This is a genomic window from Bradyrhizobium sp. SRL28 (assembly GCF_018596315.1).
Lineage (GTDB): Bacteria > Pseudomonadota > Alphaproteobacteria > Rhizobiales > Xanthobacteraceae > Bradyrhizobium.
In genome coordinates this window covers 79063-101065 of the sequence record NZ_JAHEAG010000014.1, presented here as the reverse complement: position 1 = coordinate 101065, position 22003 = coordinate 79063, and the positions used below count along the sequence as shown (strand labels likewise).

General features: G+C 63.0%; 23 protein-coding genes. 14 read left to right on the top strand and 9 right to left on the bottom strand.

What is annotated here, in order from left to right; all coding sequences use genetic code 11:
- Positions 1-102: 102 nt before the first annotated feature.
- Both KIP88_RS24855 and KIP88_RS24850 read right to left on the bottom strand, forming a co-directional pair.
- The gene (locus tag KIP88_RS24855; protein ID WP_214490666.1) at positions 103-537 is read right to left on the bottom strand and encodes a phasin; all 435 of its coding nucleotides are present in this window, start codon (positions 535-537) and stop codon (positions 103-105) included.
- Positions 538-792: 255 nt separating this feature from the next.
- A complete protein-coding gene (locus KIP88_RS24850) occupies positions 793-1176 on the bottom strand; it encodes a phasin (protein WP_214490665.1) in 384 nt (127 codons plus the stop codon).
- Positions 1177-1441: 265 nt separating this feature from the next.
- On the opposite strand from KIP88_RS24850, the gene KIP88_RS24845 reads away from it, so the two are divergent.
- Complete coding sequence (locus tag KIP88_RS24845) at positions 1442-4651, top strand: PAS domain-containing sensor histidine kinase (protein WP_249790994.1); 3210 nt, start codon at positions 1442-1444, stop codon at positions 4649-4651.
- 108 nt (positions 4652-4759) lie between these two features.
- Here the strand turns inward: KIP88_RS24845 and KIP88_RS24840 are convergent, their stop codons facing one another.
- Positions 4760-5479: a glutathione S-transferase family protein gene (locus tag KIP88_RS24840; RefSeq protein ID WP_214490664.1), complete on the bottom strand. Its 720-nt coding sequence runs from the start codon at positions 5477-5479 to the stop codon at positions 4760-4762.
- 313 nt (positions 5480-5792) lie between these two features.
- On the opposite strand from KIP88_RS24840, the gene KIP88_RS24835 reads away from it, so the two are divergent.
- From KIP88_RS24835 to KIP88_RS24810, 6 genes are all read left to right on the top strand, one after another.
- On the top strand, positions 5793-6761 hold the full coding sequence (locus KIP88_RS24835; RefSeq protein WP_214490663.1) for a tripartite tricarboxylate transporter substrate binding protein: 969 nt from the start codon (positions 5793-5795) through the stop codon (positions 6759-6761).
- Positions 6758-7243 (top strand): tripartite tricarboxylate transporter TctB family protein, encoded by a 486-nt coding sequence (locus tag KIP88_RS24830; RefSeq protein ID WP_214490662.1) that lies wholly within the window; start codon positions 6758-6760, stop codon positions 7241-7243. The genes KIP88_RS24835 and KIP88_RS24830 overlap by 4 nt, the downstream gene beginning before the upstream one ends.
- Positions 7243-8742 (top strand): tripartite tricarboxylate transporter permease, encoded by a 1500-nt coding sequence (locus KIP88_RS24825; protein ID WP_214490661.1) that lies wholly within the window; start codon positions 7243-7245, stop codon positions 8740-8742. The genes KIP88_RS24830 and KIP88_RS24825 overlap by 1 nt, the downstream gene beginning before the upstream one ends.
- 150 nt (positions 8743-8892) lie before the next feature.
- Positions 8893-10134 carry an acyltransferase gene (locus KIP88_RS24820; protein WP_308163633.1) on the top strand — a complete coding sequence of 414 codons (1242 nt, stop codon included), beginning with the start codon at positions 8893-8895 and terminating at the stop codon, positions 10132-10134.
- Positions 10135-10405: 271 nt separating this feature from the next.
- On the top strand, positions 10406-11431 hold the full coding sequence (locus tag KIP88_RS24815) for a Fe(3+) ABC transporter substrate-binding protein (RefSeq protein WP_214490660.1): 1026 nt from the start codon (positions 10406-10408) through the stop codon (positions 11429-11431).
- 103 nt (positions 11432-11534) lie between these two features.
- A complete protein-coding gene (locus KIP88_RS24810) occupies positions 11535-13181 on the top strand; it encodes an iron ABC transporter permease (protein WP_214490659.1) in 1647 nt (548 codons plus the stop codon).
- Positions 13182-13284: 103 nt separating this feature from the next.
- Here KIP88_RS24810 and KIP88_RS24805 read toward each other — a convergent pair whose 3' ends face one another.
- From KIP88_RS24805 to KIP88_RS24795, 3 genes are read right to left on the bottom strand one after another with little or no spacing between them, the layout of a single operon-like run.
- Positions 13285-13944 (bottom strand): GNAT family N-acetyltransferase, encoded by a 660-nt coding sequence (locus KIP88_RS24805; protein ID WP_214490658.1) that lies wholly within the window; start codon positions 13942-13944, stop codon positions 13285-13287.
- A 1-nt stretch (position 13945) separates the two neighbouring features.
- Positions 13946-14596 carry a 3-oxoacid CoA-transferase subunit B gene (locus KIP88_RS24800; RefSeq protein WP_214490657.1) on the bottom strand — a complete coding sequence of 217 codons (651 nt, stop codon included), beginning with the start codon at positions 14594-14596 and terminating at the stop codon, positions 13946-13948.
- 26 nt (positions 14597-14622) lie between these two features.
- The gene (locus KIP88_RS24795) at positions 14623-15330 is read right to left on the bottom strand and encodes a CoA transferase subunit A (protein WP_214490656.1); all 708 of its coding nucleotides are present in this window, start codon (positions 15328-15330) and stop codon (positions 14623-14625) included.
- Between the two features lie 281 nt (positions 15331-15611).
- Between KIP88_RS24795 and KIP88_RS24790 the strand changes: the two genes are divergently transcribed.
- Positions 15612-17555, top strand: coding sequence for an AsmA family protein (locus tag KIP88_RS24790; RefSeq protein ID WP_214490731.1), 1944 nt, complete (start codon positions 15612-15614; stop codon positions 17553-17555).
- 155 nt (positions 17556-17710) lie between these two features.
- Here the strand turns inward: KIP88_RS24790 and KIP88_RS24785 are convergent, their stop codons facing one another.
- The 3 genes from KIP88_RS24785 to KIP88_RS24775 all read right to left on the bottom strand — a co-directional run bounded on the left by KIP88_RS24785 (position 17711) and on the right by KIP88_RS24775 (position 18680).
- Positions 17711-18019, bottom strand: a complete 309-nt coding sequence (locus KIP88_RS24785; protein WP_214490655.1) for a transcriptional regulator — start codon at positions 18017-18019, stop codon at positions 17711-17713.
- Positions 18020-18036: 17 nt separating this feature from the next.
- The gene (locus tag KIP88_RS24780) at positions 18037-18384 is read right to left on the bottom strand and encodes a type II toxin-antitoxin system RelE/ParE family toxin (RefSeq protein ID WP_214490654.1); all 348 of its coding nucleotides are present in this window, start codon (positions 18382-18384) and stop codon (positions 18037-18039) included.
- A gap of 68 nt (positions 18385-18452) precedes the next feature.
- Positions 18453-18680 (bottom strand): hypothetical protein, encoded by a 228-nt coding sequence (locus KIP88_RS24775; RefSeq protein ID WP_214490653.1) that lies wholly within the window; start codon positions 18678-18680, stop codon positions 18453-18455.
- Here KIP88_RS24775 and KIP88_RS24770 point away from each other — a divergent pair.
- The 6 genes from KIP88_RS24770 to KIP88_RS24745 all read left to right on the top strand — a co-directional run bounded on the left by KIP88_RS24770 (position 18671) and on the right by KIP88_RS24745 (position 21916).
- Positions 18671-19195 carry a hypothetical protein gene (locus tag KIP88_RS24770; RefSeq protein ID WP_214490652.1) on the top strand — a complete coding sequence of 175 codons (525 nt, stop codon included), beginning with the start codon at positions 18671-18673 and terminating at the stop codon, positions 19193-19195. The genes KIP88_RS24775 and KIP88_RS24770 overlap by 10 nt on opposite strands.
- Positions 19196-19334: 139 nt before the next feature.
- The gene (locus KIP88_RS24765) at positions 19335-19514 is read left to right on the top strand and encodes a DUF3072 domain-containing protein (protein ID WP_249790993.1); all 180 of its coding nucleotides are present in this window, start codon (positions 19335-19337) and stop codon (positions 19512-19514) included.
- 92 nt (positions 19515-19606) lie between these two features.
- Entirely contained in the window at positions 19607-20026 is a 420-nt protein-coding gene (locus KIP88_RS24760) for a CopG family transcriptional regulator (RefSeq protein ID WP_308163632.1), read from the top strand.
- A gap of 5 nt (positions 20027-20031) precedes the next feature.
- The gene (locus tag KIP88_RS24755; protein WP_214490650.1) at positions 20032-21225 is read left to right on the top strand and encodes a PHB depolymerase family esterase; all 1194 of its coding nucleotides are present in this window, start codon (positions 20032-20034) and stop codon (positions 21223-21225) included.
- An 89-nt stretch (positions 21226-21314) separates the two neighbouring features.
- Positions 21315-21638: a type II toxin-antitoxin system RelE/ParE family toxin gene (locus KIP88_RS24750; protein ID WP_214490649.1), complete on the top strand. Its 324-nt coding sequence runs from the start codon at positions 21315-21317 to the stop codon at positions 21636-21638.
- Positions 21635-21916, top strand: coding sequence for a helix-turn-helix domain-containing protein (locus tag KIP88_RS24745; RefSeq protein WP_214490648.1), 282 nt, complete (start codon positions 21635-21637; stop codon positions 21914-21916). Before KIP88_RS24750 ends, KIP88_RS24745 begins: the two co-directional genes overlap by 4 nt.
- Positions 21917-22003: the final 87 nt, after the last annotated feature.

Genomic DNA, 22003 nt, shown 5'->3' with positions numbered 1-22003 from the left:
TGCGTTCATTTGACAGGTCACTCGGCCCTGCCAAAATCACCCGCGGCAGCAAAAAGCCCGGGCTGCTTCGCCCGGGCTTTCGTTATCAATACCGAAAAACGGTCAGGCAGCCGGCTTGTACAGCTTCGAGGCCGAGGCCTTGATCGGCTCGACGGTCTCGCTGGCGACCTTCTGGCTGAGCTCGGCGAGCTCCTTGGCCTGGGCGGTGAGGGTCTCGTACTGCTTCTTGGCATGCGAGGTCCACAGCTCCATCGCCGCCGCCGGCGTCTTCACGCCGAACAGCTCCTGCGCGAAATCGAGCGAGGACGAGGTATTGGCCTTGAAGAACTCGATCAGCTTGGCGTTGTACTCGCTGGCACCCTTGCTGGCCGAGGTGAACACGGCCTCGATGGTGCCGTTATGGGTTTCGGCGGCATCCTTGAACTTGGCGTAGCTGTCGCGGGCCTGCGAGACGCCCTTTTCAGCAAGCGCGCGCATCTGCTCGGGGACTTCGAAGGGAATGATGGAGGCGGAGAAGGGATCGGTGGAGCTGGTCACGGCTTGCATCCTTCACAATGGGGTTAAACGATGTTCCCCCTCGCGGACGCCGGGCGGGCAAATGGCCGGACGCCGAAGGGATCACGTACTCACACACACATTCACGGGAAGTGCCCATTCGCGGGCTCGCCCAATAAGCACCCATATCGTGTCAAATTTGTGCAACGCAATGCAATTTCTGGTGCAACGCCGCAAATTTAACCCGGCATACGAGTTCCAGCAGGCGAATCAGTGGCAGCTTCTCGCCGGCGGGCGTCAGGCTTTCGGTTTCGCCGCCTCCATGGCGGCCTTGCTGACGACCTGGCCCATTTCGCTGGCCTGCTCCGCCAGCGCGCGCATCTGCGCCTGCACATATTCGCTGTGCAGCCGCATCACCTCGGGCAAGTCCTTGGCTTTCAGCAGCGATTGCGCGTGGTCGAGCGAAGCCTGCACGTTCTGCTCGGCATAGGCGATGGCCTTGCCGCTGACATCCTTGGCGCCGGCGCGAACCATGGCGTTGCGCTCCTCGATGGTGCCGGCGGCATCCTGCGCGGCGGTGACGAACTTCTCAAAAGCCTTGCGGGCCTGCTCGACGCTCGCTTCCGCCATCGATCGCATTTCCTTGGGTATCTCGAATCGGTCTCGCACTTCGTCACTCATGGGTGCGTTCCTTTGCATTGGCAGGGATTGCGTCCGGATACCGTCAGGGAGCCGCTCCGGGTCGGATGCGGCGCCGGGGAGGTTCCCCTTTGAACCCTTGACGGCCGTTTGCAACCACCCAACGCCGCGGCCGGCCAAAGGGTCCCGCCGGGTTAAGGTTATCCGCCGCTTAATTTCCGCCGGCCCGTCGGGCCGTGGACCTGCCGCTGCCGGCTTGCAATAGTAATGTTCCCTTAACGCTGTCGGCATTTGGCTGCCGATCCTGATGCCGGGCGGTCATGTGGTTGCGATGAAGGATGGGGAATTTCAGTGGCTGGCCTCGAGCGATCCGCGATTAGTGGCCTATGCGGCGAGCCGGCTGCCCGCATGGCTGTGGACCGCCGACGGCAAGCGGATCCTGTGGGCCAATGAGGCCGGCGCCCGCGTGTTCGGCGCGGCCAGTGCCGCAGCCCTTGCCGAAAAAACCTTCGGGCCGGCCGACCGGCACCGGCGGCAGGTCGCGCGGCTCGCGGGCCGGTTGCTCGCCAACGGCGCCATCCGGCTGGAGCGCTTGCAGGGATTTGGCGCGGCGCTCGGCGGGCCTGCGACCTGCGGCTGCTCGCGGTTCGACTTTCCCAATGGCAGCCACGGCGTTCTGATCGCCGCCGGCAATATCGCGCTGATCGCGCCGCGGCCGACGCAGACACAGTCCGATAACGGGATGCAGCCGGCCACCACATCATCATCCGAGCCGCCCTCATCAGAGCCGGTCTTCTCAGAGCCAGTCTTGCAGCCGAGCGCACCCATCATGCCCGTCACGGAGCAACCGGTCGCGCCGCAACCGGCTCCGGATTACCAGCAGCCGGCACAATCGGGCGAAGCGCCTGCCGAGTTTGCCCTGTTCGATGCTTTTGCCGAGCCTGCCACAGCCGAGGAGCCTGCCGCTGTCGAGGAGCCGCCGCCGGCCGAAACCACTCCCCGCGCGCCGTCGCCTGCGCCCGGCGCATTTGGGCTCGAAGCATTTGTCGGCCAGCCGGCGCCGCAGGCGCGCCGCCTGCCGCTGCGCTTCACCTGGCAGATGGATCGGGAGGGCCGCTTCACGCTCGGCACCGACGAATTTTTGGGCTTGATGGGCCCGAGCACCACGGCCGCCTTCGGCCGGCCATGGCGCGAGATCGCCGAGACCTTCGGATTCGATCCCGCCGGCCGGATGATGCAGGCCTTTGCGACGGGCGCGACCTGGAGCGGCATCACGCTGAACTGGCCGGTCGACGGCGGCGGCACCTTGCCGGTCGAACTGTCCGGCCTGCCGATCTTCGATGCGGCGCGGAATTTCATCGGCTATCGCGGCTTCGGCGTCTGCCGCGATTTCGATGCGCTGGCGCGGCTCGCCGCGCTGCGCCTGGCGGAATTGTCCGGCGAGATCGTGACGCCGCAAGAACGGTCCGCTGCGCCATCTGCCGAGCCGGCCAGCGTTGCACCGTCTTCATCAGACAAATTGCCTGAACCGATTGCTGCCAAGACCACTGCTGCAGAAACTTCTGCTGCAGAGCCTTCACATCAAAAAGATTTGGAAACGCCCGTGGAACCTCCCAAGGAAGCCTTTGAGGAAAGCGTCCAGGAAAGTGTCCAGGAAAGCGTCGACGCAAACGTCCAGGAAACCGTCAAGGACGCGCCGACGGAAACCACAATCGAGTTGCCTCCAGACGCTGCCGCAAACGTCTTGCCGTTCCGCGTCCCGGGCGAAGCGAAGCAGCCAGCGCTGACGCCGGTTGAAAACAGCGCCTTCGACGAACTCGCGCGGCAATTGTCGGCGCGCCTCCACACCGAGAACGGCAACGAGGCATTGGACGCCGACGGCGAAGCCATCTTTGAACCGCTGGCCGCGCGCGAACCGGCTCCCGCGCCGCCCGAATGGCTGGCGCCGCCCGAGCCGCCGGCGCGAGGCGAAGCGGCGCGCGACAAGGCGCTGCTCGATTTGCTGCCGGTCGGCATCCTGATCTACCGGCTCGACCGGCTGCTGTATGCCAACGCCGCCTTCCTGACGCAGATGGGCTATGCGAGCCTGCACGCGCTGGAAGATGCCGGCGGCCTCGACGCGCTCTATGTCGAACCCGGCGTATCAAACGCCTCCTCGACATCGGACACCGGCAAGCCGGTGACGATTTCGGCAAGCCAGCCCGCGGACGCGGATACGCCGGCAGCGGCGGCCGACGCGCGCCTCTACACCATCTCGTGGGACGGCGACTCGGCGCTGGCCTTGATCTTCTCGGGCACGCGCCACGAGGGCGCGGCGATCGCGGCCGCCATCGCGCGAGCCGAGCCGGTATCGGAGCCCGAACCGGCGGCCTCGGAGCCTGACGTTTTCGAACCGTCCGATGTCGGCCATGCCAACGCCGAAGACCTCGCCGCCATCCTCGACACCACGGCCGAAGGCATCCTGATGTTCGACGCCGAGGGCAACATCCATGCGGCCAACCGCAGCGCCGAAGCGCTGTTCGGCCATGACGGCAACGAACTCGCGCAACGCAATCTCGCCGAGCTGTTCGCGCCCGAAAGCCGGCATGGCGTGTTCGAGTATCTCGCCGGCATCAAGGCTTCCGGCGTCGCCAGCCTGCTCGATCACGGCCGCGAGGTGCTGGGCCGCGAAAGCAAGGGCGGCATCATCGCGCTGTCGATGACCATGGGCCGCACCCGCCCTGACGGCCCGAATTTCTTCGCGGTGTTCCGCGATCTGTCGCAAGCCAGGCACACCGAGAGCGAATTGCGTGAGGCGCGGCGGCTGGCCGAACGTGCCACCAATGCCAAGGCCGACGTGCTGGCGCGGATCAGCCACGAGGTGCGGACGCCGCTGAACGCCATCATCGGATTTTCCGAGGTGATGATCGGCGAGCGTTTCGGCGCGCTCGGCAACGAGCGCTACCGCGAATACATGAAGGACATCCGCGCCTCCGGCGAACGCGTGATCGCCATCGTCAACGACCTGCTCGATCTCTCGAGGATCGAAACCGGGAAACTCGATCTCGCCTTCACCAACCAGAATCTCAACGAACTGGTCGAGAGCTGCGTTGCGGTGCTGCAGCCGCAGGCCAACCGCGAGCGCATCATCATCCGCACCTCGCTTGCACACTCGCTGCCGCCCGTGATCGCGGATGCGCGGGCGTTGCGCCAGATCACGCTGAACCTGATCGGCAATTCGATCCATCTGGCCAACGCCGGCGGCCAGGTCATCGTCTCGACCGCGCTGTCCGATTTCGGCGAGGTGATGCTGCGGGTCCGCGACACCGGCAACGGCCTCAACGACAATGAAGTTGCCGCCGCGCTCCAGCCGTTCCGCACGCCTGCGCCATCGGATCGGGCCGAAAGTTCGGCCGTCAGCCTGTCGCTGACCAAAGCGCTCGTCGAAGCCAACCGCGCCAAATTCCAGATCAAGACCGGCGGCCGTTCCGGCACGCTGATCGAGATCGTGTTTCCGCACGCGGTCGTGCGCGCTTAGAGCGTTTTCGAGCGAAGTGGACACCGGTTCGCGTTAAGAAAACGCGTCAAAACAAGAATCTAGAGCCCGGTTCTGATTCAATCAGAACCGAAAAGGCTCTAGCGTCGATCACCCCGCTATTGGCGAGAGAAACGCTGGAACGCTGCGGCCATCGCTGCGCAAATAATCGGCCATCGGTGCGACGACTTTGATGACAGCCGGTCTTGCCGTCATGCGCTGCCGCCATTGCAGAAGGTTTGGCGTCTCATTGGTCATGCCGGCCCCCATGCGGGCACCGAACAGCTGGGCCATATAGAACGCGATATCGGCAAAGGAGTATTCGCCGGCGAGAAACTCGCGGTCGCCAAGCGCGCGCTCCATAGTTCGGTAAAAAGCGGCAGCGGCCTCGCGCGCGGGTTTCCCGGCGGGATCGTCTGGCTTATTCCAGAGCGGCATCAATTTGATGATATGGGGGAAATAGACCTCGTCCGATTCATGCTCCAGCCGGCGAGCCCAGGCTCGCGCTGCCGGAGTCGCGGGCCACAGCGCAGGATTCGGCTTGATGTCTTCGAGATATTCGAAGATCTGGGTGGAATCGAAAATCTCGAGGTCACCGTCGATCAGCACTGGGACCTGGCGCTTCGGATTGATGCGCAGGACTTCCGGATGCTTTGGCGCATAACCCTCCTTCTGGGTGAAGGGGACCATGACCAGCTCGAAGTCGATGTCCTTCTCGTGCGCAGCAATCTGAACCTTGGCGCCGAACATGCTCAAGGCGGCGGAGAACAGCCGCATCTTGCGGCCGCTGCTTCGATCGGCTTCTCGGCCGGATTGAGAATTCTCGTGCATTGATTTCCCTTCCATCATCGCCGGCGCGTTCGCGCCCCGAGCCCCTGGCCACCCTTTGTCATCGCGTCCTACTCAGGCGCCCTAGCCAAGGCCAAGCAAAGCACGGCTCCTCTTCGGACGTGCCGAGCAGTTGGCGTTTCACTTCGTTCAAGGCAAGTGCCGAACGCCAAAAACGCACACGCTTCAAAGCCCTACCGAAATCTTTGAGATCCGGTTCGGACACGTAAAGGTCCTTCTGGACAGCGGCGGCTTTTCCGGCTGATATGCGGCGAATTGACACAGAGCCGCTCTGTGTGAGCCTGGAGGAACCCCCATGATCCCGTTTCAAACGCGCCTGTTCGGCGCGGTCGTCGCGCTTTCGCTTGCAGCTAGCGCGCCTGCCCTCTCGCAGCAGCTCGAGCTCAAGATCATGGCGCCCGCCGCACCTGGCGGCGGATGGGATCAGACCGCCCGGTCGATGCAGCAGGCGCTGGTCGCCGCCAAGATTGCCCGCAGCGTCCAGGTTACCAACGTTGCCGGCGCCGGTGGCAGCGTCGGCATCGCGCAGTTCGTCACCGGCGCCAAGGGCGACGGCAACCAGATGATGGTGAACGGCTTCGTCATGGTGGGCGCGCTCGCCATGAACAAATCGCCGGTGACACTCGAACAGGTGACGCCGATTGCGCGCCTTACCGAGGAGATCCAGGTGATCGTCGTGCCGGCGAATTCACCGCTCAAGACGGCGCAGGATCTTGCCGCTGCCGTGAAGGCCGACATCGCCAAGGTGACGTTTGCCGGCGGCTCGGCCGGGGGCGTCGACCATGTGATGGCGGCGCTGTTTGCGGGTGCGATCGGCGCCGACGCCAAGAAGGTCAACTACATCCCGTTTTCCGGAGGCGGCGAGTCGCTGGCGGCCATTCTCGGCGGCAAGGTCACCGCCGGCATTTCGGGAATGAGCGAATATGAAGGCCAGATCAAGTCCGGCAAGCTGCGCGCCCTCGGCGTGACCTCGGAGAAGCGCATCGCCGGCAGCGACATTCCGACCTTCAAGGAACAGGGCATCGACCTGGTGATCGCCAACTGGCGCTCGGTGGTCGCGCCTCCCGGCATCACGCCGGAACAGCGCAAGAACCTGAGCACCGCAGTGGAGAACATGGTCAAGTCGGACGCCTGGAAGGACATCCTCAAGCAGAAGGGCTGGGATGACGCCTATCTCGGCGGCGATGCGTTCGCCGATTTCCTGAAGAAGGAAACCGCGCGCGTCACCGACGTCTTGAAGTCGGTCGGCCTCGTCAAATCATGACGGATCTTCCGCAGGAGCCGGCGTCGCGGCGCGTCGATCGCGCCGGCGTCGTCATTGCGCTGGCGCTCGCGGCAGTTGCCGCGGTGCTGGTATGGGACTCAAGGCAACTGCCGGCCACCACGATGTACGGCATGGGTCCCGAGGTGATGCCGGTCGTCATCGCCATCGGGCTCGGCCTTCTCGCGATCGGCAATCTGATCGACGCGCTGCGCGGCAACCTGCCGCCGCGCGAAAGCGCGGACCCGAAGGCTGTGCTGCTGATCCTCGGGGGCCTGGCGCTGCTTATCGCCATCATCGGCCTTGGCGGCGGCTTCATCCTTGCGACCTCGGCCTTGTTCGTCACCACCTCGGCTGCCTTCGGACGGCGCGCCATTCTCGCCGACTCCGCCATCGCCATCGTGATGACCACCCTGATCTATCTCGCTTTCGATCGGCTGCTGACGTTGAGCCTCCCCACCGGGCCTCTGGAAAGACTGCTGTAATGGAAACTTTCGCCGCGCTTGCGCATGGCATGGCCGTCGCCGTGCAGCCCATGAATCTGCTCTACGCGCTGATCGGCGTATTCCTCGGCACTGCGGTCGGCGTGCTGCCCGGCATCGGTCCGGCGCTCACGGTCGCATTGCTGCTGCCGGTCACCTACAAGCTCGATCCCGGCGGCTCGCTGATCATGTTCGCCGGCATCTATTACGGCGGCATGTATGGCGGCTCGACCACCGCCATCCTCATCAACACGCCCGGCGAGAGCGCATCGATGGCAACCGCGCTCGAGGGCAACAAGATGGCCAAGGCCGGCCGCGGCGGGCCCGCGCTGGCGACGGCTGCGATCGGCTCGTTCGTCGCGGGCACCATCGCCACCATCGGGTTGGCTTTTCTCGCGCCATGGCTGGTGGATTTCGCAGTGCGCTTCGGGCCTGAAGATTATTTCGCGCTGATGTGCGTGGCCTTTATCACGGTGTCCGCAACCTTCGGAGATTCGCCGATCCGCGGATTGACCAGCCTGTTTGTCGGGCTGACGCTCGGGCTGATCGGCATCGACAAGCTCACCGGCCAAGCCCGGCTTGCGTTCGGCATTCCCGAACTGCTCGACGGCGTCGAAGTGACGACGCTTGCGGTCGGCCTGTTCGCCCTCGGCGAGGCGCTCTACGTCGCCTCGCGCCACCATCACGCCGAGGAGAAGATCGAGCCGGTGCGCGGCTCGTTGTGGATGACGAAACTGGACTGGAAGCGGTCATGGAAACCGTGGTTGCGCGGGACGATGTTCGGTTTTCCGATCGGTGCGCTCCCCGCCGGCGGTGCGGAGATTCCGACATTCCTGTCCTATTCGACCGAGAAGCGGCTGACGAAACATCCGGAGGAATTCGGCAAGGGCGCGATCGAGGGTGTCGCGGGGCCGGAAGCCGCCAACAACGCCTCCGCCGCCGGTACGCTCGTGCCTTTGCTGACGCTCGGCCTTCCCACCTCGGCAACGGCTGCGATGATGCTGGCGGGCTTTCAGCAATACGGCCTGAACCCGGGACCGCTGTTGTTCGCCGAGCGGCCCGATTTGGTGTGGGGCCTGATCGCGAGCCTGTTCATCGCCAACGTCATGCTGCTGGTTCTCAACCTGCCGCTGGTCGGCCTGTGGGTGAAGCTGCTCGCGATCCCGCAGCCATGGCTGTACGCCGGCATTCTCGTGTTCGCGACCATGGGCACCATCGCGGCAAAACCATCGGTCGTCGAACTGTCGATGCTGGCAGGTTTTGGCGTGCTGGGCTTTCTGATGCGCCGGTTCGATTTTCCGATCGCGCCGGTCGTCGTCGGCCTCATCTTGGGGCCGATCGCCGAAAGCCAGTTGCGCCGCGCGCTGGCCATCAGCCTCGGCGATCCCATGGTGCTGCTGCAAAGCCCGATGTCGGCCACGCTGCTCGGCATCGCGCTGGTCGCGCTGCTGGCGCCGTTCGTGCTGAAGGGGATGAACCGGTTCAAGGCGAGCGAGGACTAAGGCGCGGACTCAGCGCCTCGAAGTGCCTCATCCAGTTGCTCAGCCTGTGCATTTGAACGCTGGGCGGGGGATGTGTGACCTTCGTCAAAGAGGCAGTTGAACGGATCCAATATTTGCAACGGGATTGTTCCATGAATGCGATGAATTCCCGTGAAAAACTATTTCTCATTGCTGGATCCACTGCGCTTCGGGGCCGCTCTCGGCGTCGCTGTTTTTCACCTGATGTTTTGGTCCTCGGCCTGGTCTTCAATCAACGTTCCGCCGGGTTTTGAGCACTACGTCGCCGCCGACGTTAAATTCCCGTCGGCTGCGCCTTTCACGTGGTTCGGTTGGGTGGGAGTTGAAATATTCTTTGTCATTTCCGGCTTCGTCATCGCGAATTCCGCGAGCAAGTCGTCGGCGAAGGAGTTTCTTTTCGGTCGTGCACTCCGGCTTTATCCGGCGGTCTGGGTTTGCTCCACCTTGACCTTCCTCGTTCTGCTTTTCTTTGCGCGTGAGAAGGCATCCGACTTCATTCTCCCCTACATCCAGGCGATGCTGCTCATTCCCAAGGGAATCAAAGGTCAATGGCTTGACTGCATCTATTGGACGCTGGCGGCAGAAATGGCCTTTTATGGGCTGGTGTTTTGCACGCTGCTCACGAAGAAAGTCACGCTGCGGCACCTGGCCTGGGGTCTCACCATCTATAGCGCCGCGTTCAACGCCTTTTCCATGCTGGTGCTATCGGGCGCGATACAGTCCGACATGCTTTATTGGGTTGTTTTGATGTTTCGAGTGCCGGGCGCAACATGGTTGTTGTGTCACGGCTGCTTTTTTGCGCTCGGGATTTGGCTGTTCATTTCGGCAAACAGAAAATTGACGGCCCTCGAACAGTTCGCCGTGGTCGTGACATGTCTTTCCGGGTGTGCCGAAATATACTATTTTTCCTCTTTCCTTTTGACGAATATACCCGCCATCTCGGATCAATCAGCCTTTCTGCCGATCCTCGTTTGGGCTGCGGCGGTGTTGCTCATTGCCGTCGCCGCGAACCGGAGCAGGCGCTCTGCCGGCACCGCTTCTGCTGAAGCGCCGGCTTATTTGAGAACGCTCGGGCTAATCACCTATCCGCTTTATCTGACTCACAACGTCATTGGCTCGGCGATCATTCGTGTCCTGATCGATGCTGGCCTGGATGCCACCCTGGCCCTGTGGGTTGGTCTGGGTATGCTTGTCCTGGTCTGCTGGCTCATCTGCGCGAAGATAGAGCCCGCCATCAGACGGCTGCTAAGCGAAATCTTTTCAAACTTCAAACTGCGTCCGAAAGCAGCGCCACCATCGAGCCTTCCAAGTCCGCCTCCCCGGCTGCGGCTTCCGGTGCCCATCCGAGCACAAGCGAACTTCACGGGGCGGTAGCGCAGTTCGCAGGGTGGGCTGGCGATTTGTCCGGCGAAGGTTGCAGCTTCAAGCACTGCGATACCCTGATTCCAAGCATGAAGGATGCCAAGGCCATTTTGGCCGGCGGCACGCACGCCTTCACCACGGCATGGCACACTTTGGAATCGCTCTAAATCGGAGCGTTGGAATCGCTCTAAATCGACCCGTTCGCGACATCCAGTCGCTGACGGCATGGCAGCCGCTGCGCTACTGAAACCGGCATCTTCACCAGCTTTGTCGGGCAACTCTCATGACCAAATTTCGCGCTACCGCCGCAACCGCCGCGTTGCTTTGTTTTACCGCGTTCGGAGCCTCGCCGGCGTCCGCCGACGGCGAGGTCAACGTCTACACCTATCGCGAAACCAAGCTGATCCAGCCGCTGTTCGATGCCTTCACCAAGGACACCGGCATCAAGGTCAACGTGGTCTCGGCAAGCTCAGGTCTCGAACAGCGCATGAAGGCCGAAGGCGCCAACAGCCCGGCCGACGTGCTGCTCACGGTCGATCTTGGCCGCCTCGACGACGCCGTGAAGGCCGACGTCACCCAGCCGATCAAATCCGTCGTGATCGACGAGATCGTGCCGGCGCAGTATCGCGATCCGGACGGACACTGGGCCGGCATTTCGATGCGCGCGCGCGTGATCTACGCCTCGAAGGAGCGCGTCAAGCAGGACAAGATCACCTACGAAGAGCTCGCCGATCCCAAGTGGAAGGGCAAGATCTGCATCCGCTCCGGCCAGCACATCTACAATAATGGGCTGTTCGCGGCCTATGTGGCCAAGCACGGCGAGGCCAAAGCCGAGGAATGGCTGAAGGGCGTGAAGGCCAATCTGGCGCAGAAGCCGTCGGGCGGCGACCGCGAAGCGGCGCGCGACGTGGCCGCCGGCAAGTGTGATATCGGCATCGGCAACACCTATTACTGGGCGCTGATGATGAACAACGATCCCGAGAAGAAGCCGTGGGCCGAAGCCACCAAAGTGATCCTGCCGACGTTTGAGGGCGGCGGCACCCACGTCAATCTCTCCGGCGTGCTGCTGGCGAAGAACGCGCCCAACAAGGCCAACGGCGTCAAGCTGATCGAGTGGCTCGCGGGCGAGAAGGCGCAGCAGATCTACGCCGATTCCAACTACGAATACCCGATCCGCGCCGGTGTCGCCGTCAACCCGACCATTGCGGGCTATGGCAAGCTCACCGCCGATCCGACGCCGATCGCCAAGATCGTCACCAACCGCAAGGCGGCCTCGACGCTGGTGGACAAGGTCGGATTCGATAATTGATCGCACCAGGTCGCGACAGCATTTCCGCCAATATGCCCTCTCCCTCCCCGGGAGAGGGCATATTGCTGCTTGGGCTTCGCGCTTCTTGCCGATGTGAGCCGGCGTGACCCGGACCACGCGCTCGGGCCGGATCGCCGCATCGATCGCGGTCGCGACCGCCATTCTTGTTGCCGCTCCCGTCATCTCCATCATCGCGCTGGCGCTGCAGCCTGCGCCTGATGTCTGGCAGCCCCTCATCGAATACGTACTGCCGCGGAGCCTTCTCGACACCGCGCTCCTGCTCTTTGGCGTCGCCGCCCTGTCGCTCGCGATCGGCACCGGCACGGCGTGGCTGATCTCGCTGCATGAGTTTCGCGGCCGGCAAATGCTGCTCTGGCTGCTGCCGCTGCCGCTCGCGATCCCCACCTACCTCGCGGCTTACGTGTACGTCGATTTGTTCGACCCGCTGGGCCTGGTCCACAAGACGCTCGCGCTCTGGCTGCCGCTGCAGGACGCGGTGCGCGTGCTTCCCAATTTGCGCTCGCTGCCCGGCGCCATCATCGTCATCGCGCTGGTGCTCTATCCTTACGTCTATCTTTCGGCGCGCACGATGTTCCAGTTCCAGAGCGCGGAGTTCGCTGAAGCCGCAAAGACTCTCGGCGCCGGCCGCTGGACCACCTTCTGGCGCATCTCGCTGCCGATGGCACGTCCCGCACTGGCGGTCGGCGTCGCGCTGGTGTCGCTGGAAACGCTGAACGATATCGGCGCCAGCGAATATCTCGGCGTCCGCACGCTCACGGTCTCGGTGTTCACGACCTGGCTCAACCGCGGCAGCCTTGCCGGCGCCGCGCAGCTGTCCTGCTTCATGCTGGCGATCGTGGCCGGGCTTATCGCAATTGAACGCTACGGACGGCGCAACGTCACGACGGAGTTTTCCGCCGAGAGCCCGCGGCTGACGCAGCGGACGACGCTTGCCGGCATCAAGGGCGGCTTGGCATTCGCCGCCTGCCTGCTGCCGGTGTGCCTCGGATTTCTGGTGCCGCTATCGTATCTCGCGCATCAGAGTTTCAAGCGCGGGCTGTTTGCCAATTTCGACATGGCGTTGTGGCGCGACGCCTTCAACTCGGTCGCGTTCGCGAGCCTTGCCACGCTCGCCGCGCTGCTGCTCGGCTTTGCGACCATTCTGGCCTGGCGCTGGCGGCCGAACAGGCTGCGCTTCGTCGCGATGAACATCGCACAATTGGGTTACACGCTGCCCGGCCTCGTGCTGGCGCTCGGGCTGCTGGCGCCGTTGCTCGCTATCGACAACGCGCTGAACACGCTCGCCGCATCGCTCGGACAATCGCTGCCGGGACTGATTTTGATCGGCTCCGGCGGCGCCGTTGTCATTGCCTATGTGATCCGCTTTCTGGCGGTGCCGACCGGATTCATCAAGGCAGGTTTCGAGCGGATTCCGCACGATTACGACGACAGCGCGCGCGCCGTCGGCGCTCGCCAGGCCACGACGATGCGGCTGATCCATCTGCCGCTGCTGCGCCCCGCCATGCTCGGCGCCGCCATCGTGGTGTTCGTGGATTGCCTGAAAGAGTTGCCGGCAACGCTGCTCTTGCGGCCGCTCAACGTCGAAACGCTGGCGACCTCGATCTACCAGTACGCCAGCCGCGGCAGCTTTGAGGAAGGCGCGCTGGCAGCGCTGCTGATCGTTGCCGCCAGCATCGGCCCGGTGGCGTGGCTGACGCGGTTCTCGGACATACCAAGCGGGCCGGCGTAGTCGAGAATCGTAGGGTGGGCAGAGCGCAGCGTGCCCACCATTCAGGATGGTGATCGAGGATGGATGGTGGGCACGCTGCGCTTTGCCCACCCTACGAAATTTTCTACATCGCGCGCGTAAACCGTCGGAAGCCCGGCGAACCCGTGATCGCCTCGAACGCCGGGTCGCGTTTCTCTTCAGCGAATGCAAAACCCGCTTTGGCGTAACATCGCTCCGCCGCCTCGTTGCCGATCAGGAACGAGATCGAGGCCCGCTCGAATCCCGCAGCCCTGCCGGCGGCGAGGGCGTGATCGATCAAGGCCTGCACCAGCCCGCGCCCGCGATACTCAGGCAGCGTGGCGACATGCTCGATCAGCCAGTCGCCCTCGCCGCCCTGCACCCAGCAATTCCTGGTGTAGGCGCCACGCCGGAAGATCGCCGCCACGTCCGATGCGGCGAGCCCGCTCTCGCCGGCTGCCGCTTCGATCGCCGCTTTCGCGGCAGCGCCGGTGCCGGAAGCGGGCAAGGCGCACAGCGAGGCCGCCGGCTTTCCCTCGGCTTCGGCGATGATGGATTGCGAGACGTGCCACCAGGATGGCGTTGGCGCGACCGCGATCCGCTCGACGAAGTCAAGGCATTGCGGCTCGTCCCAGCCGAGCGCGATGTCGAACCAGCCGCGCGGGAACGGGCCGCGCTGCGACGCCAGGATGTTGCGGGCAACGAAGCTTGCGTCTTCGGGACGCGCGGGACGGATCGCAGGTCGCGACCGCCCCGCCGCCATCATTTCAGGCGTTCTTCAGCGCGACGCGGAACTCGGCTTCGGTCTTTGCCTTCACCTCGTCCAGCGTGACGCCGTCGGCGAGCTCGATCAGCGCCATGCCGTCCTTGCCGTGCTTGTCGATGGTGAAGACCGCGAGATCCGTCACCACCATGTCGACGACCTTCTCGCCGGTCAGCGGCAGGTTGCACGTCTTCAACAGCTTCGGGCCGTCCTTGGCGGAGTGCTCCATGACGACGACGACGCGCTTGACGCCGGCGACGAGGTCCATCGCGCCGCCCATGCCCTTCACCATCTTGCCGGGGATCATCCAGTTGGCGAGGTCGCCGTTCTGCGCCACCTGCATCGCGCCGAGGATCGACAGATCGATATGGCCGCCGCGCACCATGCCGAAGGAATCGGCCGAGGAGAAATAGCTGGTCGACGGCAGTTCGCTCACCGTCTGCTTGCCGGCGTTGATGAGGTCGGCGTCTTCCTCGCCCTCATAAGGAAACGGCCCCATGCCGAGCATGCCGTTCTCGCTCTGCAGGTTCACGTCGATGCCGTCGGGGATGTAGTTCGAAACCAGCGTCGGAATGCCGATGCCGAGATTGACGTAATAGCCGTCGCGCAACTCTTTCGCGGCACGCGCGGCCATCTGTTCACGGGTCCAGGCCATGAGGCTCTCCAGCTTCGAGTTGAGGGTTAAGCGGCGGGCCGCGGGCGGGTGTTGCGGAACTCGATCCGCTTCTTGCCGGTGCCCACTTCGATGATGCGTTTGACGAAAATGCCGGGCGTATGGATGTGATCAGGATCGAGTTCGCCGGCCGGCACGAGCTGCTCGACCTCGGCCACCGTGATCTTCGCAGCGGTAGCCATCATCGGGTTAAAGTTGCGCGCGGTCTTGCGGTAGATCAGGTTACCGGCGGTGTCGCCCTTCCAGGCGTGGACGATCGCGAGGTCGGCGAACAGGCCGCGCTCCATGATGTATTTTTCGCCGTCGAATTCCTTCACTTCCTTGCCTTGGGCGATCAGCGTGCCGACGCCGGTCTTGGTGTAGAAGGCCGGGATACCGGCGCCGCCGGCGCGGATGCGCTCGGCCAGCGTGCCCTGCGGGTTGAATTCGAGTTCCAGCTCACCGGCGAGGTATTGCTGCGCGAACAGCTTGTTCTCGCCGACATAGGACGAGATCATCTTTTTGATCTGCCGCGTCTCCAGCAGCCTGGAGAGGCCGATGCCGTCGACGCCCGCATTGTTGGAGACGACCGTCAAACCCTTGACGCCGGAATCGCGGATCGCGTCCGACAGCGTTTCGGCAATACCGCACAGACCGAAACCGCCCGACATGATCATCATGCCGTCCTTGAGAACGCCATCGAGTGCCGATTTGGCGTCGGGGTAAACCTTGTTCATGGAATATGACCTGATGGAGGGAACGGCTGTAAGCCGGCATTTATGTCCGAATTATTAGGCGAATTCTTCGCGGTGCGTCAATGACGGGTGGATTATGCCGCCGAACCGCCCGCCGGGCGCCACCTCGGCCTTGAAAGCGTCAAGAAAACCCTTCAAGTTGTGTGGGTTGGCACGGGCTCAACCTTTGCGCCGCCTGCCCTAATCAACATAGACCCTTAATCAACAAGTACCCGTAGCATCAACCGAGTTCGGTTTAGCCAGATCCGGATATGTCATTGACGATGGCCCAAGGAATGAAGCGCCTCGGGATGCCGATTGCGGCGCTGTTCGGCGTGGCCGTGCTCGCTCTGATCGGAACCTCCTGGTTCCTTAACCGCGATGCGCTGCGGCAGGCGGTCGAGGCGCAGATCCGCGATGTCACCGGGCTCGATCTGATCGTGTCAGGCGCGATCGACGTTTCGGTGTTTCCGGGCAGCTACGTTTCCTTTCACAATGTCGGGCTGAAGGGCGGCGGCACCACCGACCCCGCGCTGCAGGTCGATGTGCTGACCGCGAACCTGCGCCTGCTGCCATTGCTGCTGCGCCGCTTTGAAATCGCCGATGTCATGATGTTGCGGCCGCATATCCGCGTCATCAGGGAAACGGGGGGCGAGAGCAACTGGACGCCGTTCGTCGAACGGATCGCGCGCACGATGAAGCCCGGCGCCGAAAACCAGGTGTCGTTCTCCGAAATCAGGATCCAGGACGGCGTGCTCAAATATGAGGACGCCGCCAACAACGTCAAAGAGCAGCTCGGCGACATCGATCTCTCGCTGGCCTGGCCATCGATCTCGCGCTCGTTCGCGGCGACGGGACAATTCGACTGGCGCGGCGAACGCGTCGACGGCTCGATCTCGGCCAGCGATTTCGTCGCGATGCTGTCGGGCGACCGCTCGGGCCTGAAGGCGCGCATCGTGAGCGCACCGCTGAAACTGGCCTTCGACGGCTCGGTCGCCAACCGCACCAGCCTGATGATGGAAGGCACTGTCACCGTCGACAGCCTGTCGCTGCGCAACGCGCTGCGCTGGATGGGACAGCCGGTGCCCGGCAGCGGCGGGTTCGGCCGTTTCGCGCTGAAAGCCCGCGCCAATGTCGTCGGCGCCTCAGTTGCGCTTACCAACGTCAATGTCGAACTCGACGGCAACGTCGCCGAGGGCGTGATGACGGTGGCCAACAACGGCCGCCAGACGCTGCAGGCGACGCTCGCCGCGGGCAACCTGGATTTCACGCCCTACATCTCCACGGTGCGCCTGCTGGCGAGCGGCGCGCGCGACTGGAATCGGCAATTGTTCGACCTCACCTCACTTTCCGCCACCGATCTCGACATGCGCCTGTCGGCGGCGAGGGTGACGGTCGGCCCGACCAGACTCGGCCGCACCGCGTTTGGCGCGAACCTGCGCGGCGGCGCGCTGGCGCTCTCGATCGGCGAAGCGCAGATGTATGGCGGTATCGCCAAGGGTTCGTTCGGGATCGCGCGTTCGGATGCGATCGCCGACGTCAAGGCGCAGTTCCAGTTCACCGATGTCGACCTGCAGGCCTGCGCCAGTGAATTGTTCGGGATCACAAAACTCTCCGGCCGCGGCAATCTCGGGGTTTCGCTGACGGCCTCCGGCTCGAGCCCGTTCGGCCTCGCCTCCTCGCTCGACGGCACCGCCACGCTGATGGGCCATGACGGCGCGATCGCGGGCTTCAATGTCGAGCAGCTCCTGAAGCGGCTGGAGCGCCGGCCGCTATCCGGCGGCGGCAATCTGCGCTCAGGTTCGACGCCCTACGACAATCTGAACGTCTCGGTGCGCTTCAACGACGGCATCGCCACCGTCGAGGACGTCCGCGTCGACGGGCCGACGACGCGCCTGACCCTGACCGGCACCGCCTCGGTGCCGAGCCGCGAATACGACCTCAAGGGCGTCGCCAGCCTGACCGCGGCCGCGGCCGGCGGCGACAAGGGATTTGAGCTGCCCTTCGTGGTGCAGGGCCCATGGGACGATCCCCTGGTATTCCCCGATCCCGAAAGCCTGATCCGCCGCTCGCCGGGCGCAGCCCCGCTGCTGGATGCCGTGAAGGACCGCAAGACGCGCGATGCGGTGCGCTCGGTGATCGAGCGGTTTACCGGTGGCGGGCGGCAACCGGCGGTGCCGGACACGACAGTGCCGGCGAATGGATCGGCTGGCGCGAAGGCGAATTGATCACCTCGCCTACTGTCGGAGCAAGCGCAGCCCGGATGAGCCAACGGGTCGCGCGAATGCGCGCCCGCTGACAGGCTCCGCGACATCCGGGATCTCATTCTCCCGCATATCGCTGCGCTCATGCGGGCTACTTGCTGTCGGTGACCCCGCGTCCTCTATACGACGTGAAGTTCCAAACCCGCACGCTTCTGAAGATAACCGAGAACGCTAAAGAGGTTCTTGGCCTGCGGATTGCCGCGCGGACCGAACATCCGGATAAGACTCTTGGGCTGGGTCCCGGTCGCTTCGCCAAGCTTTTCAAATCCGACGGTTGCCTTGATATAGTCACGCAGGATCGTCTTGCCGGTTTCGACATCCCCGCTCAGCATCGCATCGATGCCTTCTCGAAGAAGCGCTTCGGCAAACTTCTTGTCGTTCTTGACGCGGTTCTGCACCAGCTCCTTGAAGCTTCCTGTCTTCGCCATCTGTCTCTCCACTCTCCTCAACGCCGTCCGCGCTTGCTCAGCTTGTAGTCCCGCCAGTACGCCTTTGCCGCATCGATATCCCGTTGCTGCCGCTTCTTCGTACCTCCTGTGAGCAAGATGACGATCGTGTCGCCGTCTAGCCCGAAGTACACGCGATAGCCCGGACCAAAATCGATCTTGTATTCCTGCACGCCCTCTCCAACGCCCTTGGCATTGGAGAAATTGCCTTGCTCCATGCGAGCAATGGCACGCGCAATCCTGGCGCTTGCCACCGGCTCTAACTCCGCAAACCATTCGGCAAACGGCGCATCGCCGCCCACATCGACGTAGTAGCGGATATCAACTATGGGATTAGGGTAACACATATGTTACCCCACTTCAACCCTGCGATATGGGGTGGGTCGATGAACAATCTGCAATTCAACAAACACCGTCACGGAACGTTGTCATTCCGGCCTCCCCCAACGCCATACGGCTTGTTGAGAAAATAACTCCGGTTACCCAGCGCCGCTTCGGCATACTGATCGATCGCAACGATGATCGCCTGCACATGCGCGTGGCACCAGCCTTCCCGCGTCGCTCTTATGCGAACTTCCGCCAGGGCTTTTATCCATGGCGGGTTATCCGCGTTGTGGTCGTACCATCTGAGCGGTGCTGACATCGCTGGCCCCTGTTGATGAAGTCTTCCAGCTCCGCCCGCTTGCGCGAGAGCAGGAGCTGCGCCCGCGCGTTGTCGAGGCCGGATTGACTGAGCTGACGCGCAAGCTGGTCCAGTTCGCCAATCCGCCGGCGCAGGGCTTGAATCGTCTCATCGCTCACGGCGGCCTCGAGCCTTTTCCGTTCCGGTTGAATCGGATCGGGCTCCAGATTTTTGATCGGACGCGTTTTCCTGGCGCGAACCGGTCCCCACCCCGGATCAAGTCCGGGGCAGGCTTTCGTCGGAAACCGCGCTGGCGCCCCGGTCGAAGGCTTTCTGCTGGCCGAGCGGACATCCAGCTTCAGCCGCTCATCGACATTGAGCAGGCGTTCCTCGCCGCCGAGACGGTTCCTTTCGCCGATCAGGCCAAGCATGACGACCCGCATCGCCATCAGGTGAACCGCGGCCTCCGAACAGTCCTCGTCGCGGTTGACCTGTTTGCGGATATTATCCTCCGCGCCCAGCATTTCCGAACGTAAGAACCTGATTTTCCTTCTGATTTCGTTGAGCTTGTTGTCCATGGGCCACCTCGCTGCGGTTGAACCCTATAAGAACAAATAAAGAACAAATTTCAAGTTAAGAGTCCGCAGCGAAGCAAAGATTCTTAGGAAGTTCCAAATGACCCGCCTCCCCGACCAGGTCGACGCCCCGATGACGCCCCGCCAGCTGGCGACGCTCCGCACCCTCAGCGCCGAGGCGTATCAGCCAAAACAGTTCGAGAAGAACCTGACGGCCAAGGAAGCCGAGCGGCGGATTGCGGCGCTGAAGGCGGAGATCGAGTTGGCGAATTCGTTTTGAGCGGGCGGCCGCTGCTTCAAGGATAGGCCCTTGAAAGGATATCGGAGACATCCATATACCATCCATACAGATGGTTTATGGAGGGTACAATTGTGGAAACCAATGTCCGGGAACTTCGACCCAGGCCGCCTGAAACAGAGAAAATCACGATCAATCTTGGTTATGTCGACCTTGGTCACGTCGACCTCATGGTTCAGGAAGGGTTCTACTCGAACCGCACCGATTTCATCCGAACAGCGATCCGGAACCAACTCGAACGTCATGCCGACGTCGTAAAGCAGTCAACGGCCCGAAAAAGCCTGGACCTCGGTTTGCGGAACTACAGCCGCGAGGATCTCGAAGCCGTACGGCGCGCCGGTGAGATGCTGCACATCAATGTTCTGGGCCTTGCCAGCATCGCCCAAGACGTCACGCCCGAGCTTGCTCGCGCGACCATCGCCTCAGTCTCCGTGCTGGGCGCATTGCATGCCAGTCCGGCGGTCAAGGCCGCCCTAGCCGACAGGACACGGTGAAAGCCATGCTGAACCAGGACATCATTCAGGAGGCGACACGCCTCACGCGCGCGGGCCATCTCGTTGAGGCCACCGCGCTCCTGCAGCGCATGCTTCGCGGCGAGAGTGCGCCAGACGCGCCATCGCATGCCAGCGGTCGCATCGCTCTTGCGGGACCGCTCATCATTGATGCCAAGGCCAATGTTGAGAAGACGGATAGTCATCTAAAATCAGAGCCAACTACCTCAACGCAACCTCGCACGCTCCGGGCGTTGATGGATCGCAAGAAGGGGCGCTCCGGGATCGGACTGCGAGGCGTAATCAAGCGCGCCCCGCTGTCCACACCGGACATCGTGCCGGAGGGCGCGCGGTTCATCGAAAGCACGTACAGCAGTGCGGCAGGAAGCCGTTCCTACAGGCTCTTCATTCCGAGCCGCTATCAGGAGCAACCGCTTCCTTTGGTCGTCATGCTTCACGGCTGTACCCAGTCGCCGGATGATTTCGCCGCCGGTACGCGAATGAACTTTATCGCAGAAGAACAAAATTGCTTGGTGGCCTATCCTGCACAGCCCCGCGAGGCCAACCAGGCGAAATGCTGGAACTGGTTTCGCACAGCCGACCAGCAGCGAGGCAGAGGTGAACCCTCGCTGATAGCAGGTATCACTCGCCAGATCATGCGCGACTATTCGGTTGATCCAAAGCGCGTCTACGTTGGTGGACTGTCGGCCGGAGCGGCCGCCGCCGCTATCATGGGAGCAACATACAACGATCTGTACGCGGCCATCGGCATACACTCCGGCCTCGCGTGCGGGGTTGCCACGGACCTTCCCTCTGCGTTTGTCGCCATGCGACAAGGTGGCGGGTCCGATCACAGGGTAATTTCAGCTGACCGGCCACCTGTCCCGACCATTGTTTTTCACGGCGATCGCGACACTACCGTACATCCAAATAACGGCGGTCAAATCCTTGAGCAGTCCGTGAGAACGATCAGCGCTCAAAAGAAGGTGCATCGCGGGCAAGTACCCGGAGGGCACGCCTATACAAGAACGATCCTGAGTGACGCGAATGGACGGCAAATGTTGGAGCACTGGAATATCCACGGAGCCGGACACGCATGGTCCGGAGGCAGCTCTGCGGGCTCCTACACGGATCCGCGAGGACCCGACGCAACAAGGGAAATGCTTCGTTTTTTCCTCGAGCATTCGCTCCCGGAGAAGTAAGGCCGCCTCAGTCGGCGGCCATTGAAAGACAGCGGCCTCCGCATGACCCTGCCTCTTTTCTTTATCTCAAAATTGAGATATAATCAGCCGTGCCTCGGCGAGTTGAAATCCTCGACGAAACCGTCGCCGCAGAGATCGCCGTCCTTCCGGCCGACATGCAGGCGCGGTTTTTGCGACTCGCCGAGCGGATCACGTCAGCGGGGCTGGAAAGCCTGAGCGAACCGCACGTGAAGCACCTCGAAGGGAAGCTCTGGGAGTTGCGTTTGACGGGACGCGATGGAATTGCCCGCGCGCTTTATGTCACGGCGATCGGCAGAAGGGTCGTCGTGGTTCGCGCTTTCGTGAAGAAGACGCAGAAGACGCCGCGCACCGAGATCGAACTCGCGCTGCGGCGAGCAAAGGAGATCACATGACCATTCAGTTTGAAAAGCTCAAAGCCCGCCTGCTCGCCAACCCGAAGGTCAAGGCCGAGTATGAAGCGCTCGCGCCGGAGTTCGAGATTGCCGCCGAGTTGCTCAGGGCTCGCCTGCGTGCGGGCTTGTCGCAGACCGAGCTTGCGGCCCGGATGGGCACCAGCCAATCGACCATCGCGCGGCTTGAAAACGGTCACACGCTTCCAAGCACCAAGACGCTCCTGCGCTACGCGGAAGCCACCGGCAGCAAATTCCGCGTGCGGCTATCGGCGGCCTGACGCATCAGCGAGCATGGCCCGGATGAGCGCGGAAACATTCGGGGCCTTCGCTATCTAGTTCCCCGCATATCGCTGCGCTCATGCGGG